The 14,872-nt window shown below is 51.1% G+C and carries 14 protein-coding genes; all 14 read right to left on the bottom strand.

The genetic code is table 11. The features are described from left to right. Nucleotides 1–18 precede the first annotated feature (18 nt). Entirely contained in the window at nt 19–711 is a 693-nt protein-coding gene (narI, locus tag MHH48_RS10720) for a respiratory nitrate reductase subunit gamma (RefSeq protein WP_076320772.1), read from the bottom strand. Then, nucleotides 698–1,276 carry a nitrate reductase molybdenum cofactor assembly chaperone gene (gene narJ / locus MHH48_RS10715; protein ID WP_076320771.1) on the bottom strand — a complete coding sequence of 193 codons (579 nt, stop codon included), beginning with the start codon at nt 1,274–1,276 and terminating at the stop codon, nt 698–700. The genes narI and narJ overlap by 14 nt, the downstream gene beginning before the upstream one ends. Continuing rightward, nucleotides 1,269–2,804, bottom strand: coding sequence for a nitrate reductase subunit beta (gene narH / locus MHH48_RS10710; protein ID WP_076320770.1), 1,536 nt, complete (start codon nt 2,802–2,804; stop codon nt 1,269–1,271). The genes narJ and narH overlap by 8 nt, the downstream gene beginning before the upstream one ends. After that, nucleotides 2,794–6,468, bottom strand: a complete 3,675-nt coding sequence (locus tag MHH48_RS10705) for a nitrate reductase subunit alpha (RefSeq protein ID WP_076320769.1) — start codon at nt 6,466–6,468, stop codon at nt 2,794–2,796. Before MHH48_RS10705 ends, narH begins: the two co-directional genes overlap by 11 nt. Before the next feature lie 367 nt (nt 6,469–6,835). Further along, entirely contained in the window at nt 6,836–7,810 is a 975-nt protein-coding gene (locus MHH48_RS10700) for a Gfo/Idh/MocA family oxidoreductase (protein WP_076320768.1), read from the bottom strand. A gap of 33 nt (nt 7,811–7,843) precedes the next feature. Beyond that, a complete protein-coding gene (locus tag MHH48_RS10695) occupies nt 7,844–8,293 on the bottom strand; it encodes a hypothetical protein (RefSeq protein ID WP_144023398.1) in 450 nt (149 codons plus the stop codon). 154 nt (nt 8,294–8,447) lie between these two features. Next, a complete protein-coding gene (locus MHH48_RS10690) occupies nt 8,448–9,014 on the bottom strand; it encodes a hypothetical protein (protein WP_076320766.1) in 567 nt (188 codons plus the stop codon). Further along, on the bottom strand, nt 9,007–10,764 hold the full coding sequence (locus MHH48_RS10685) for a sensor histidine kinase (protein WP_076320765.1): 1,758 nt from the start codon (nt 10,762–10,764) through the stop codon (nt 9,007–9,009). The genes MHH48_RS10690 and MHH48_RS10685 overlap by 8 nt, the downstream gene beginning before the upstream one ends. Then, on the bottom strand, nt 10,761–11,441 hold the full coding sequence (locus MHH48_RS10680) for a response regulator transcription factor (RefSeq protein ID WP_076321310.1): 681 nt from the start codon (nt 11,439–11,441) through the stop codon (nt 10,761–10,763). Before MHH48_RS10680 ends, MHH48_RS10685 begins: the two co-directional genes overlap by 4 nt. A 306-nt stretch (nt 11,442–11,747) precedes the next feature. Next, nucleotides 11,748–11,936: a hypothetical protein gene (locus tag MHH48_RS10675; RefSeq protein ID WP_076321309.1), complete on the bottom strand. Its 189-nt coding sequence runs from the start codon at nt 11,934–11,936 to the stop codon at nt 11,748–11,750. Nucleotides 11,937–12,126: 190 nt separating this feature from the next. Continuing rightward, nucleotides 12,127–13,029, bottom strand: a complete 903-nt coding sequence (locus tag MHH48_RS10670) for an alpha/beta hydrolase (RefSeq protein WP_076320764.1) — start codon at nt 13,027–13,029, stop codon at nt 12,127–12,129. 208 nt (nt 13,030–13,237) lie between these two features. Continuing rightward, nucleotides 13,238–13,846, bottom strand: a complete 609-nt coding sequence (locus MHH48_RS10665; RefSeq protein WP_076320763.1) for a DUF1349 domain-containing protein — start codon at nt 13,844–13,846, stop codon at nt 13,238–13,240. Nucleotides 13,847–13,951: 105 nt separating this feature from the next. Next, nucleotides 13,952–14,425 carry a hypothetical protein gene (locus MHH48_RS10660; protein ID WP_076320762.1) on the bottom strand — a complete coding sequence of 158 codons (474 nt, stop codon included), beginning with the start codon at nt 14,423–14,425 and terminating at the stop codon, nt 13,952–13,954. Between the two features lie 112 nt (nt 14,426–14,537). Next, nucleotides 14,538–14,687 carry a 50S ribosomal protein L33 gene (rpmG, locus tag MHH48_RS10655; RefSeq protein ID WP_076320761.1) on the bottom strand — a complete coding sequence of 50 codons (150 nt, stop codon included), beginning with the start codon at nt 14,685–14,687 and terminating at the stop codon, nt 14,538–14,540. Nucleotides 14,688–14,872 lie beyond the last annotated feature (185 nt).

The raw sequence follows: 14,872 nt of genomic DNA, 5'->3' as shown, positions 1-14,872 counted from the left end.
AAAAAGCCTTCTTCCGCTCTACGATTCAAATTTACGGTGCTTTCTATACAGAATATATCTTCTACCCACATAATTCAACGGAACACTCCACACATGCACTAATCGAGTAAACGGCCATAAGCCAAAAATACCAAATCCGGCCAAAATGTGAATTTTAAACGCCAGCGGCACATTCACCATCAACGAAGCATCCGGACGGAGCATAAACAATCCCCGGAACCACACGGAGACCGACTCCCGATAATTGAATTCCGGCTGTACCGCGTTCGTAACCAGCGTGCTGTACATCCCCATAAATACGATAAACAGCAGGAGTACATTAACCATCATATCGGAAGCGCTGCTCAGTTTTCGCACATTTCGAATGGTGAACCGCCTGGCAGTTAACAGTACCATACCTGCCAGGGTTAGAAAGCCAAATGCGCTTCCGATATACACCGCCCCGATGTGGTACATATGATCACTGATGCCCAGCGACTCCATCCAGGATTGAGGGATGGCCAAGCCTGCGACGTGACCCCCGATAACCGGTATGATGCCTAAATGAAACATGAGACTGCCCAGCTTGAGATGTTTCTTCTCGATAAACTCGCTGGATTTTGCCGTCCAGTTGAATTGGTCCGTACGGTAACGGTAAATATGACCGACAATAAACACAGCAAGGCAGATATAGGGAAAGATGACCCACAGAAACTGATTAATCATGCTCATGATCTGCCGCCTCCTGATTGAAACATGCTTTGAACGTCTCACGCAGACCTTGAATGAGATGAAGATACGGACTCTTATACTTCTCCAAAGCTTTCAGCAGATGATAGGTGCCGTCTTCCATTACAGCCAGCATCAAATCCAGGCTCGCTGCCACTTCCTTCTCGCGACCCTGCCAATTCGCCGCATATATAAACTCGCACATCAGCGGAAGATAATCCGATAATTCAGAGCCTGCGATGCCCAGGCCAAACATCTCATACGTCTCTTTAAGTTTGGCGAGCATCTGGCCACGTTCCCGGCCATCCTCAAATTTATAAAAGGTCATGTACAATGTAGATTTCGCCTGAAAGTCGAAGGTCTGGACGTACAGCTCTTCAATCTCTTCCATGCTGTATTCATGCATGGCCGTCCAGTACGTTCTGACGGATTCGTAGGCCGGGTCCGAGGAGCCAAGCGACTCCTCCATGACAGACGGATGGAAATCCAGCTTTTCCGGATACGTGAGCTGCTGAGCGAAAAAACCGAAAACATGTTTATAATCATGCAGCTTTCCGAGATTAATCACGCCAGATCCCCCCGTAGAAGTTTTCTTCGTACAGCTCTTTGCCCGTTTTGCCCTGCAGACCTTCCGGTCCGCAGCCGCCGCAGCTTGCGCTGAAGCCTTCGGAGCCCTGTGAACGGTAAACATCCATATGGCTTTCTTTATGCGAAGTCGGGACCACAAACCGGTCATCGTATTTAGCGATGGCGAGCAGCCGATACATCTGCGTCATTTGATGGGCGGTCAACCCAACCCGTTCTAGCCGCGTCTCATCAAACTCAGTCCCCGACGATTGCGCGCGCATATAAGAACGCATCATCGCCATTTTTTGCAGGGCTTCCTTTACCGTCAACGTGTCCCCTGCCGTGAGCAGATTCGCGAGATACTGAATCGGTGTACGCATCTCCTCGATCGCCGGGAAAATCATGTCCGGATTCTCGATCGAATCCCTGCCTTCAAAATAGTTCATGATCGGACTGAGCGGCGGCACGTACCAAACCATTGGCAGCGTCCGATACTCCGGATGGAGCGGAAAGGCCAGCTTGTATTCAATGGCCAGTTTATATACGGGCGAGTTTTGGGCAGCTTCGATCCATTCTTCGGTTAATCCGTCCTTGCGCGCCTGCTCGATCACTGCCGGATCATGCGGGTCTAGGAACAGATCGCACTGGGCCTGATAGAGATCCTTCTCATCCGGCATGGAGGCTGCCTCCTGTACCTTGTCGGCATCGTACAGCAGCACGCCCAAGTACCGGATACGTCCTGTACAGGTTTCGGAGCATACCGTAGGCAGCCCGGCTTCAATTCTCGGAAAACAGAAGGTGCATTTCTCGGCTTTATTCGTTTTCCAGTTGAAATACACCTTTTTGTACGGACAGCCCGTCATGCAGTACCGCCAGCCGCGGCAGGCTTCCTGGTCCACCAGGACGATGCCGTCTTCATCCCGCTTGTACATGGCACCGGAAGGACAGGACGCTACGCAGCTCGGGTTCAGGCAATGCTCGCACAGGCGGGGCAGATACATCATGAATGCCTGCTCGAAGTTGAACTTGATTTCTTCCTCGATCTTTTCGATATTCGGATCTTTTGGGCCGGTCACATGGGCTCCCGCCAGATCGTCTTCCCAGTTCGGACCCCATTCCAGATTCATCGTCTCGCCGGTTACCGCCGATTTCGGACGGGCCACCGGCTGATGCTTCTTCTCCCCGGCATTGGTTAGATGCTCATAGTTATAGGTCCACGGCTCATAGTAATCTTTCATTTCCGGCATATCCGGATTGTAAAAGATATTGCCGAGCGCGATTTTGGACAGCTTGCTGCCGGATTTCAGCTGCAGCTTGCCCTTTTTCAGCGTCCAGCCTCCCTTGTACTTTTCCTGGTCTTCCCAGCGGATCGGATAGCCTACGCCCGGCTTCGTTTCCACGTTGTTAAACCACATATATTCCGCACCCGGACGGTTCGTCCAGGTGCTCTTGCAGGTGACACTGCACGTATGGCATCCGATGCATTTATCCAGATTCATAACCATGGCGACTTGTGCCTTAATCTTCAAGCCAATCCACCTCTTTCATTTTGCGGACAGCCACGTACACATCCCGCTGGTTGCCGATCGGTCCGTAGTAGTTAAATCCATAGCTGAGCTGCGCATAGCCCCCAACCATCTGGGTCGGCTTCACATGGATTCTCGTCGGCGCGTTGTGGCTGCCGCCGCGATCCTTCGTTATTTCCGAGCCCGGCACGTTGATGTGTTTATCCTGCGCGTGATACATGTACATCGTGCCTTTCGGCATCCGGTGACTAACGACGGCGCGAGCGGTGACGACCCCGTTGCGGTTGTATACTTCCAGCCAATCGTTGTCCTGAATGTCGTGAGCCGCTGCGTCATCGTTGTTAATCCATACCGTCGGGCCTCCGCGGAACAGCGTCAGCATGTGCAGATTATCCTGATAGGTGCTGTGAATGTTCCATTTGCCATGCGGCGTCAGATATCGGAGCACGAGTGTATCCTTTCCCCCGGTAATCTGCTTGTCGCGCGGTCCGAATACCATTGGCGGAAGCGTCGGTTTATACACCGGCAGCGCCTCTCCAAACTGCAGGAAAATTTCGTGATCGATATAAAAATGCTGTCTGCCGGTCAGCGTACGGAACGGCACAAGCCGTTCAATATTCGTTGTGAACGGGGAATATCTTCTGCCCATTTTGTTCGATCCGCTGAATACCGGCGTCGGAATGACTTCCCGCGGCTGGGCCGTAATGCTCTGGAACGTGATGCGCTCTGCGGCGCGGTCCGCGGAAATGTCCTTTAGCTGCACGCCAGTGTCCTGTTCCGCCGATTCCCAGGCTCGCTGCGATACCTTGCCATTCGTGGCCGAAGACAGATTCAAAATGGCATCCGCCGCATTTCGCGCCGTATGAAGTTTGGGCAGGCCATTCTTGATGGTGTCATCGTAATAAGTTCCGTTCAAACGCTTCAGCTCTTCATACTCCTCGGCTACCGAGAAGCTGACGCCATGCGCTCCGACTTTACCTGTAGCCAGGTTCGGACCGAGCGTTATATATTTGTCGTGAATTTTGGTATAGTCCCGCTCGACCACCGTCAGATTCGGCATCGTTTTGCCAGGTATGGCCTCAATCTCCCCCTTGCGCCAATCCTTCACTTCACCGTATGGCTGGGCGATCTCGCTTATGGAGTCATGAGAGAGCGGTGTGGTGACCAGGTCCTTATATATTCCCGGAAGATGGGTCTTCGCCATATCTGAGAAGACTTCGGCAATCGTTCGGTATATATCCCAGTCCGACCGGGATTCCCAGAGGGGATCCACTGCCGGATTAAACGGATGCACAAAAGGATGCATATCGGTTGAAGACAAGTCCGTTTTCTCATACCAGGTTGCTGCAGGAAGGACTACATCTGCGTACATCGGAGTTGATGTCATCCGGAAGTCCAAGGCAACAAGCAGATCCAGCTTGCCTTCGACTTCTTCGCGCCAGACCATTTCCTCCGGCTTATCCTCTTCATTCGGCGTCGAGAGCAGGCTGTCCGAAGCGCCCAGTAAATGCTTCATGAAATATTCCTGACCCTTGGCGGAGCTCGAAATCAGATTCGAGCGCCATACGAACAGCGAACGCGGATAGTTTTCCGGCGCATCCGGATCCTCTGCCGCAAACCGGGTCTCTCCAGAGACAATTTGCGCAAGCGTATGCTTCACAATTTCCTCATGGGTGGTTTTCCCCTGCTGCGCTGCTTCCTCCGCAAACTTCAGGCTGTTTTTGTTGAACTGCGGGTAAGATGGAAGCCATCCAAGTCTCGCGGCAAGCACATTGTAATCCGCCGGATGCTGGTAACGGATCTCCCCGCCCGTTGGCGATTTCAGAGAATCGGCTCCCATTTCTTCGTACTTCCATTGGTCAGTCGCAAAATAAAAGAACGATGTCGCGTTTTGCTGACGCGGCGGTCCCTGCCAGTCTTTAGCAAAGGCAACCGTGGACCAGCCCTCGATCGGGCGGCATTTCTCCTGGCCGACGTAATGCGCCCAGCCACCGCCGTTTACGCCTTGGGACGCCGTTAGAATGACCAGATTCAAAATGGAACGGTAGATCGTGTCACTGTTAAACCAGTGGTTAATCCCGGCGCCCATGATGATCATCGAGCGACCGCCGGTTTCCAGCGAATTCTGCGCAAACTCCCGGGCAATCTGAACCACGATGGATGGCTTCACACCGGTGATTTTCTCCTGCCAGGCCGGGGTATAGAAGGAGTCCGCATCCTTGTACCCGTCTGCATCCAGCCCGCTGTCTGCCTGTCCAATGCCATACTGGCTCAGCATCAGATCGTATACCGTTACCACCAGACGCTGCGTCCCGTCCGCCAGCTGAATGGTCTTCGCCGGAATATGGCGTTCGAAAGTGCCGTTGGCGTTGTTATCGAAGAACGGGAAGGAAATCGTCTGTCGCTCTCCACCCTGAGGCTCCACGGACAGCGCCGGCGCAATGACCGAGCCGTCCTCGCGCTCCAGGATCAGGTTCCATTTCTTGTCCTGCTCCCAGCGCTGCCCCATCGTGCCGTTCGGAACCGTGATTTCATTGGTATTCTCGTCGATAATCACCGGCTTCCACTCGGCATGCTGCGTGGTATCGCCCAAATCGCTTGCCCGCAGGAAGCGACCCGCCTTGTATCCCCCCTCAAACTCATCCAATAGAATGAGGAAAGGCATATCCGTATATTGTTTCGCATAATTCAGGAACATCGGTTCCTGACGCTCATGATAGAATTCTTTTAAAATAACATGCGTCATGGCCTGTGCAATTGCGGCATCGGTTCCGGGATTCGGAGCCAGCCAGTTGTCGGCGAATTTAACGTTCTCAGCATAATCCGGCGCGACCGACACGACCTTGGTGCCTTTATATCGAACTTCTGTCATGAAGTGAGCATCCGGCGTGCGCGTTAACGGCACGTTCGAGCCCCACATAATAAGGTAACCGGCATTGTACCAATCGCTGGATTCCGGCACATCCGTCTGCTCTCCCCAGATTTGTGGAGATGCCGGCGGCAAGTCCGCATACCAGTCATAGAAGCTGAGCATTTCTCCCCCAAGCAGGGAAATAAATCTGGCTCCTGAAGCATAGCTGATCATCGACATTGCCGGAATGGGCGTAAACCCGGCAATCCGGTCTGGCCCGTATTTGCGGATCGTATAAATGAGCTGCGCGGAGATCAGCTTCGTGGCCTCCTGCCAGGACACACGGACATGACCGCCTTTACCCCGCGCTTGTTTATAGGACTTGGATTTCTCCGGATCTTCGACGATGCTGGCCCAAGCGGCGATCGGATCGCTGTGTTGGCTTAAGGCCTCTTTCCACATATGCCATAGCCTGCCGCGCATATAAGGGTATTTCACTCGCAGCGGACTGTATTCATACCAGGAAAATGAAGCTCCACGCGGGCATCCGCGTGGTTCGAATTCCGGCATATCCGGCCCGCAGGAAGGATAATCAATCTGTTGGTTTTCCCAAGTGATGATCCCGTTCTTCACGAAAACCTTCCAGCTGCAGGAGCCTGTGCAGTTCACGCCATGCGTCGTCCGTACCACTTTGTCATGCGACCAGCGCTTGCGGTACATATCTTCCCATTCCCTGCTTTTCTCCTCCAGAACGGACCAATTGTCAGAATAGCTTTCCATCCTCTTGAAGAACTTCAGCCCCGACTTTCGTTTCATAGGACAGTTCAACTCCTTCTGCTTGAATGACAATGATTGGGGAATCAATGTGCCGTCCTTCGTATAATTTAATTATGAGTGGCCTCTTCCTTGGTTCCTATTAGGGAAACACCTATATTCCTCCGAGAATTCCCTTGTTGATGGATTGTCGCCCGGACTGCCCCATCGAAAGGAGCGAGTCGTGCACGGAGCGCTTTCTGAACGAAAAAAGGGATGTCCCATAAGACCTGAAGATCTTATGGGACATCCCTAAGGCTTTCATTATGAATCTGGTTGACGAACATATGAAAAACGTCGATCGACGTACCTTTTCAGACAGACCGCATATAATGGAAGTTTTTCTTGCGAGATAAGGATGATAGCCTCATCATTCCCCGACCTTCACCGGTATCCCCGTTTCGGCTGACCGCAAAGCCGCATAGGTAACTTCCATGGTTTTGACGGCATCCTCATAGGTCGATAAGATTCCGGAAGCGTCGCCTGTGCGCAGCGCATGGATGAAAGCTTCATTCTCTCGAAGATAAGGATTAGCTGCATTGCGGATTTCCGTCAATCTTCCTTTTTCCTTGACGATGAGTTTATCGGGTTGAATGTCAATGACTCCCTGCTCCGTATAGATAGCCAAGCCTACCTTATCCGATTCCGGCAGCATGCAGGTATTGGAGATCGTTGCCACGGCCCCGCTCCTTAATTTCAGCGTCGCGGTACCCACGTCGTGTACCGTTACCCCCTCATGAATGTCCTTCATGGCTCTATGGGCGAACGCCGCATACACTTCATCCACTTCACCAAGCAGGCAGCGAAGCAGGTCAACCATATGAGTGGTCTGCTCGATAAATTGTCCCCCGGAGCCTTCCTGTCGTCTCCACCAGTACACCTGCGGCATGTCTCCCATCCAGTAGCCAAGCGCCATCCCGATCTTTCGTCCTTCCAGCAGCTCGGCGGCCTTGGTCGCTGCATCCGTATAACGGAAATGGTACCCTGCGGACGTAATCAAGCCGGCCTTCTTCACGCCATGCAGAATCTGCCTTGGCGTATCGAGGTTAGTGCCTAGCGGCTTCTCAACCAGAAAAGGAATGCCCCTCTGCACGAGCTGGGATTCGATCTCTCCATGCGCAAACGGCGGAACGCAGATATAAACCGCATCGGGCTTGGTTTCATCCAGCATCTGCTCAGTGTTGCTATACGCCTTGGCCGAGGCATAGCCCTGCACCGCTCGTGCCGCCTTCTCCTGACTTGTCCCGACAAAAGCAGCAACTTGTACTCCGTCCATGTTGGATAATATATCTGCATGTACTTTGCTAAACCAGCCTGTGCCTATGATTCCAATTCGCAATGCCATGTAATCCTAAGACCTCCCCTTCGATTAGAGACGCTATGGTTTTCTTCTCAGCCATTGATATACAAATCCTGCAGCGAACACAACCAGCATCAGGACGTAAGCGATGATGACGATCTCCGTGGAGCTGATGTCTCCAGAATACATCAAATGGACCCGGGTTCCAATGATAATCGTGAATAACACATAGTATTGGGACAGACCGGCGAGCATCATGTTTCTGGAGGCTTCGTCCACAAGCACGAACTGCCAAATGTAGAGCAGGAAGGATAGCAGCCAGACCATGTTGCCCAGCAGGAAGCTGTACATGTTATGCCGCGGAAGCAGGGCGAACTGCCGCCCGGCCCAGAACCAGAACAGCATGAACCCTATATTGGCCGTCCAGAGCAAAAAACCGGAAAAGGGCAACATCACCATCAATGAATTAAACAACCAGCCTCCGATTAACGGCGCTAATACAATCAAGCTGTATTTGTTTTTTCTCAAAAAAAGCTCCAAAACCTCACTCCTTCCTGAATGATTCTATTCCTTTTATAGAAGATGTTAGCGGACGATGCTGAAGATCATGCCTTTATGCGGTTGGAAAAACAAAGAGGCAGCCGCATCCGGCCGCCCTTCTGTCTGTATTACTTGTTCCAGGCTATTTCAGAGTCAATTTTTTCTCCCAAGTTAACTCGTGCCCCTGTTCATCGATGAACCGAAACATCACCTGACCTTCCTCGCCCTTCATCTCGTCGGGATAGATAAACCCGGAAAATTGGCCGTTGCCGCTGAAATAAAATCCGTCCTCTCCGGTCTGCCCGTGTTCAATCGCTTCCTGCCACGTGCTCTTGATCTCGGTTGTGTCCGATTTCCACTGCATTTCACTCAGGGAATACCCCTCCGGAACTTGCTTTACCGCAAAATCGAAGCTGCTGCCCGTAATCGGCTTCGGTGTCTGATCGATCACGATGAGGATCTGCTGATCCTTATCCGGCTCTTTGGCCGCTTCCGTGCCCTCTTGATCCGATTCGGACTCCGCCGAATCATCGGTCCCGTCTTGACTCGCGGCCGGCGTTTCAGGATCGACCGCGTTACCTTGATCCGTTTCGACCGGCGTACCCGTTTGGGTTGCCGGGGATTCCGTACCCGATGGTGCGCCGCAAGCGCTGGTCAGAAGCAGCACGAGTAGTGCCGAAATAAGATAGATATATTTTTTATTATTCATGAATTTCCCCTCTGCTTTCGTTCAATGTAAAATAAAAGGCCACGCCTCGATCCGTATTCATAACGCCATAGTCGCTTTCATGAAGCACCAGAATATGTTTGACAATCGCGAGTCCAAGGCCGGTACCTCCGGATTTGCGATCCCGGGAACGCTCGGCCCGGTAGAATTGGTCCCATATCCGCCCCATATTCGCTTTCGAAATGGGCTTGCCGGCATTTTCAATGATCGTGGTGACCTTCCCTGGAGACATCCGCAGTAACCTTATGGTAACGACGCTGTTCTCCTCGGCATGCCGGATGGCATTGCTCAATAAATTGAGAATAACCTGTTCAATCCGTCTCGAATCCGCCTGAACGATGGCCTCTTCATCTTGTCCTTGGTGGATGCTAAGCTGGAGACGTTTGTTCTCCAACTGCCGGGTAAACGAATCCGCTGCCTGTTGGACAAGATCAGTGAGCGAAAAACTTCGGGGCTGCAGCCTTATAGCCTTCACTTCGAATTTGGAAAGCTCCAGCATATCCATAATCAGCGCATTCATTCGATCCGTTTCATTGACGATGAAGGCAAGGTACCGTTCTCTTTTATCGTCCGCCACGCCATCCTGCAGCCCTTCCGCAAATCCTTTGACAATCCCCAGCGGGGTCTTTAATTCGTGGGAAATGTTCGCAATCAGCTCTTTGCGGAGCTGTTCGGACCTCTGCTTCTCCTCTACGTCTTCCTGCAGCTTGGTATTCGCGCGGGTAAGCTCCTTCAGTGCTTCATCCAAATTCTGCGACAAAACAATCATGCTGCGTGACAGCTCCCCGAATTCATCCTTGGAACGGATTTCCGCCTGCGCGGAAAAATCCAGCTTCGCCAGACGCGCCGCCGAACGGTTTAGCTGCACCAACGGGCGTGAGACCATTCGTGAATAGATCATGGAGAGGATGATGACAAGTACCACTATAATCGGCGCCATATAGATAAAATACCGCTTGAGTGTTCCAACGGCTTCCCCGACCGGCTGCATCGAGGTCATGACAAACAAATAACGATCCCTCTGCCCCTCTTCTGAAAGCAAGCGAACCAGCACTACATAATCAACCCCGCTCCACTTGTCGGTCCATGACATCTGAACCGGCGAACCCTTTTGCAAGCGAGTATGATCCTGTTCGGCTTCCTGCATCCAATCCAGAAGAGCATCATCTATGAGCGCATCCTGATATAACGGGTTATACGACCGCTTCTCCGGAAGCATCAGGTCCGTAACCTTCCCTCTGACCCGCACCAATCCCTCTTCCGTTTCTGAATCCGTTTGCTGTAAGACCACAGGCTGCATGATCGTGTCTTCCTGGTCCATAAAGATGCCATCGACCACCAGCATATCCCCCACCTTGATTCCCTGCGGGATATCCTCCAGGGTCATGCCTTCCATTGGAAGAGGAATCGTTATCATCTTGTCGTCTACCTGAATCTCCAGAAAGTATGGATTGATATGCAGGGGCGCAAACCGTTCGTTCAGCATCGAGATGCTGGCATCATTCTCATTCATGAAATGACCGAGCAGCCGTGCGGTCTGTCTTTCTCCCGCCTCAGTCTCTTTAAGCTGCAATGCGAATTGATTCATATTCCGCTCTAATGCATGGATTTTGGAAGTCCGGTAGAACCGCTCGAAAAACAGTCCTTCCGCTACCATCACCAGTGAAAAGACGATCAATATCATACCAGACGTCACCATAAACAATTTAAAAACAACGCTGCTTCTTCTCATGATTCCATCTCGAATTTGTATCCTGAAAGGATGACCGTGCCTATATAGCGGCCTTCATCCCCGAGCTTGGCTCTTAGCTTTTTGATATGTGTGTCTACGGTACGCAGATCGCCCAAATAATCGTAACCCCAGACCGCATCCAGAATATAATCACGAGACAGGACTTTCCCGTAATGCTTGATCAGAAAGAGAAGCAGGTCATACTCCTTCGGGGACAGATTAACTTTATTGCCCGCAACCGAGACGGTATGCGCCGTTCTGTTCACATATAAATCGCCGTAGACCAGACGATCTCCCTCCCGTCCAACCGTACCTTCCTTTCTCTTCATTAAAGCAGCGGCACGGGCTACCAGTACTCTCGGGCTTAACGGCTTTGTCACGTATTCATCGGCCCCCAGCTCGAACCCCATAATGTGATCATCGTCCTCGGCTCTTGCCGTAATCATGATGATCGGCACGTCCGACTTCTCGCGAATGCGCCGGCATACCGACCACCCATCCATTTCCGGCATCATGATATCCAGCACCATCAGATCGATGGAGGTTTGCTCGAAAATTTCAAGCGCAATCCTTCCATTCTCCGCTTCATGCACTTCCCATTGTTCCTTTTTGAAATAGTCCGTTATGAATTCCCGCATCAGCAGGTCATCCTCGACCAACAATAGACTCCGTTTCATTGCATAACACTCCGCATCTGTCATAAGCTGAAGTTCCATATACCCTCATGTTAACACAATAAACTGCGAATCACGTTCATCCTGCATGACCGACAAGTGATCCATATTTCGCCATACCGAGCAGCTGTCCTCCACACCTTTCGTCTCTAGGTTCAAGACCTAGTATAGAAAAGTGCTGTGTACATCGTGTGTACTCGGTTTGAACTTTAGAAGAACCTATCACGAGATGGTCATCGGACACCCTCGAGTCCTTTATCTGAATAACAAAAGGCCGCTCCCCGATCGTTCAGGAAACAGCCTTTATAGTTATCTCAAAATCATCCATATCACAATAAACGCAATTAACGAAACAAAATAAATGATGAGCAGCTTCGTGAGATTGGTTTTTGTTTTCCGCTCATAGTTCGGGTTTGCCTTCTTATTCTCCTGAGATAATCCGACAAGAAGCGTGGAAACTCCACCAATTAATGCCAGCGCGATGACGATAATATACATAACCAACCACAAACAACCCCATTCGATTATTCATTATATACACTCTATTATAGAACCTGAGGCATCAGGATCAACAGTAATCATCATTCATTTGTCATTTCTGCCTCATTATAATGAACAATCGGCTAATGCACACCATCCAATTGCGCGACAGTTGTAACCATCCAATTGGCTGGTCTGTCACCCTCCATTATGGCTTTCCACCACCGCACGCCACCCACTGATGCAGCCGATCCAGTACCTCTACGGCTTCAGGCATCGGAAACAGAGGCCACACATGCATCATGTTCTCGTATTCCCAGTACTCGGAATCAACACCTTCTCGGACCAGTTTATCGCGCAGCAGACGAGCGTCCGGCAGCAGAGAATCATCGGTTCCGACGAGAATGACCGTGCGGGAAAGGCTTCCCATCTCGCCAAACAACGGACTGACCGCCGGGTCGTCCATAGGAAGACTTCCTGCATACATCCTTCCAACCTCACCGAGCCCGGCCGGCTGCAGAAAGACGTCACGCTCCGGTATACCGAGCGTAGCAATCTGGGGATTGTCCGTAGATGCATCCACCCATGGCGAGAGCAGGATTAACCCTTTTGGTGCAAGCGGCGTTTCTTTTACTGATTGGGCCATATCGAGAGCCAGCGCACTACCGGCCGAATCGCCCATTAGAAATACCGCACTCCCCGCCTCGGCGCAGATGTACTTGTAAAATTCGCGCATTAGCCCTGTCAGCTTCTTCGCATCAATAGCCGGGACGGTAGGGTAATTGGGTATAATTACGGTAAATCCGGTTCGCTTCGTCCACTGTTTGGCAAAAGCGAAATGGGGCGGTAGAATCTCTTCGATATAAGCTCCACCGTGTAAATAAACGACAGTCCCCTGTTCCATTGCACCACGCGATATATAATAATTCATACTCAAGCCGGATCCACTTTCAAAACAGCGGGTTTCAAATCCCTCCTGTTCCTCTGGAAGTGCAGGATATGGAGGCAGCGTTTCGATATATTGCCGAATCGTTCCGGCATTTTCCCATTTATGATTGAATCCCTCTGCGGTCAGCAGTTCCTTTATAGCAAAACTTTCTTTGCTCGGCATATGGTTTTATCCCCTTTGCTGGACGTTATCAATATATGGCAGATTAGTGTGTATCCAGCCTCAATATACCACCACAATCCGCATGGCCGCTGTGGCAATTGATACAGAACGGTCTGCATATAAAAGAGACCTCACCGATCACGAAATGATGGGTGAAGTCTCTTTGCCGCTATGTCTGTTGGTTATATCAGGAGTCTAGGCCCTACCTCTACTCTTCAATCGGCGGGTCAACATGAATGTCGCTGTCCGGCAGCGTATTCACCCAACGTGTGAAGGTCACGATGAGACCGGAGCGGGTAGGTGAACAGACAAAAGGTCCTGCCTGACTAGCTGTTCGGGCGGGAAAAGGCGCCACGCGAACGGTGCGCCAAGGATGCTTCCCGGTTCTCGCCCTAATGATGACCGCATCATTCAGCCTGGAGGCACGGATCGTGACACGCTCGCCAACCCACTCCGGCACGGGTGCGAGTGACCAATCCGAATATTCATGGGTGACCACCGTGGCCAGCTGGGGGATTCCGTCATTGATTTCAATCCCCGCTTTGATCCACTGTCCCGGAGCGTTCATTAGCATCAGCCCGGCCTGATCATAAAGCTCCGTAAAGGCATCCAATTCAAATGTGACCTCTATGGCCTCATCCTTATCCCACGCCGAAAGCAGTGAATGACCGCTGTCACGTTGAAACCCATATAGGGTTTTCTCCCAATAATCACTGCCTTCTCTGGACTCAACCTTCAGATTCAACCCTTCCTCTGTCACCGATACCGGTTCGGTTGTCCATTGGCCTGAATTCCAAACAATTCTCCGTTTCGTCATTCGATCACAACTCCTTATTTCCCCTAATAGGGTTGTTCGAAGCTAAGCTGCTCAAGGGACTCTGAGCCGGCAAAGCAATGTTATTTTATGTAAAAGCCCCATTTTCTACCGGACTAAATCTCTCAGTAACTGGTCCGCACTGTGCTGGAGAAGTATACAAAAGGAACGGTTATGTCCGATAAAGAACGATGAAACGTCATAGCGGTGACGGGCAGGCTCATAGGTAATCAGCGCTCGATGCTTCATGTTTCCCTTCAAAATGTTAGCGAACTGCTCCGCAGGACCACTCGAGAAAAAAGTTAGGTAGGCGTACAGGGAATGATCAACGGGTTCATCAAGCGGGCTTACACCCGCGCAGGAAAACTCGGTCTCCAATCCCGCCTGCTGCAGCCGAATCAATATCGGGTATAACTGCTCATCGACAGGGGCATTTCCGAATACCCGCGTCCGTTTGGGCTGTTTACGCACCTTATGTCTGTTGATCCACTCATTTAGCTCCTGCCTTCTCCGTCTCCACTGTTCCGGGGTATGTGTGCTTAGGAGCAGTTCACCGCTGGAATCATGTCGTTCCTGGTTCATCCCATCCATCCCCCTCATTCACATGGCTGCACTTCTGCTACTTTTAGTGTAATCCCATTTCACCTGAAGTCAAATAAGCCGGATAATAGATCCGGCTTACGGTCCGTATTCACTATCGGGTTTCCCGATGAAGCGTTACCCGCTTCAACCGTGGACAATATTTGCGCAATTCCATTCGCTCCGGGTGATTCCTTTTATTTTTGGTCGTTGTATAGTTACGGTCGCCGGTTTCCATGCATGCCAATGTTACCGTCACTCGCATAGTCAGCACCTCCTATTCTTGTGTTTGTTTAATCGTAACAATTACTATTAGTCAAACCATACTTTATTCCTCTTTTTAAAATTTGTCAAGAAACCGAAAGCGCAAGCGAATTACAGCCACATCCCAGTAAGAGGGATTACGTTGACCCATCCAATTTACAATCAGATACACCATCCATGTTCAAC

The organism is Paenibacillus sp. FSL F4-0100 (assembly GCF_037993005.1).
Taxonomy (GTDB): Bacteria; Bacillota; Bacilli; order Paenibacillales; family Paenibacillaceae; genus Paenibacillus_AQ.
Note: the sequence above shows the minus strand (reverse complement) of the source record. Positions and strands in the feature narration are given on the sequence as shown.

Excerpts from the sequence above, each read along its gene's own strand:
- narI (WP_076320772.1), bottom strand. The coding sequence starts at position 711 with ATGAGCATGATTAATCAGTTTCTGTGGGTCATCTTTCCCTATATCTGC.
- MHH48_RS10705 (WP_076320769.1), bottom strand. The coding sequence starts at position 6,468 with ATGAAACGAAAGTCGGGGCTGAAGTTCTTCAAGAGGATGGAAAGCTAT.
- MHH48_RS10700 (WP_076320768.1), bottom strand. The coding sequence starts at position 7,810 with ATGGCATTGCGAATTGGAATCATAGGCACAGGCTGGTTTAGCAAAGTA.
- MHH48_RS10690 (WP_076320766.1), bottom strand. The coding sequence starts at position 9,014 with ATGAATAATAAAAAATATATCTATCTTATTTCGGCACTACTCGTGCTG.
- MHH48_RS10685 (WP_076320765.1), bottom strand. The coding sequence starts at position 10,764 with ATGAGAAGAAGCAGCGTTGTTTTTAAATTGTTTATGGTGACGTCTGGT.
- MHH48_RS10680 (WP_076321310.1), bottom strand. The coding sequence starts at position 11,441 with ATGAAACGGAGTCTATTGTTGGTCGAGGATGACCTGCTGATGCGGGAA.
- MHH48_RS10675 (WP_076321309.1), bottom strand. The coding sequence starts at position 11,936 with ATGTATATTATCGTCATCGCGCTGGCATTAATTGGTGGAGTTTCCACG.
- MHH48_RS10670 (WP_076320764.1), bottom strand. The coding sequence starts at position 13,029 with ATGCCGAGCAAAGAAAGTTTTGCTATAAAGGAACTGCTGACCGCAGAG.
- MHH48_RS10665 (WP_076320763.1), bottom strand. The coding sequence starts at position 13,846 with ATGACGAAACGGAGAATTGTTTGGAATTCAGGCCAATGGACAACCGAA.
- MHH48_RS10660 (WP_076320762.1), bottom strand. The coding sequence starts at position 14,425 with ATGAACCAGGAACGACATGATTCCAGCGGTGAACTGCTCCTAAGCACA.
- rpmG (WP_076320761.1), bottom strand. The coding sequence starts at position 14,687 with ATGCGAGTGACGGTAACATTGGCATGCATGGAAACCGGCGACCGTAAC.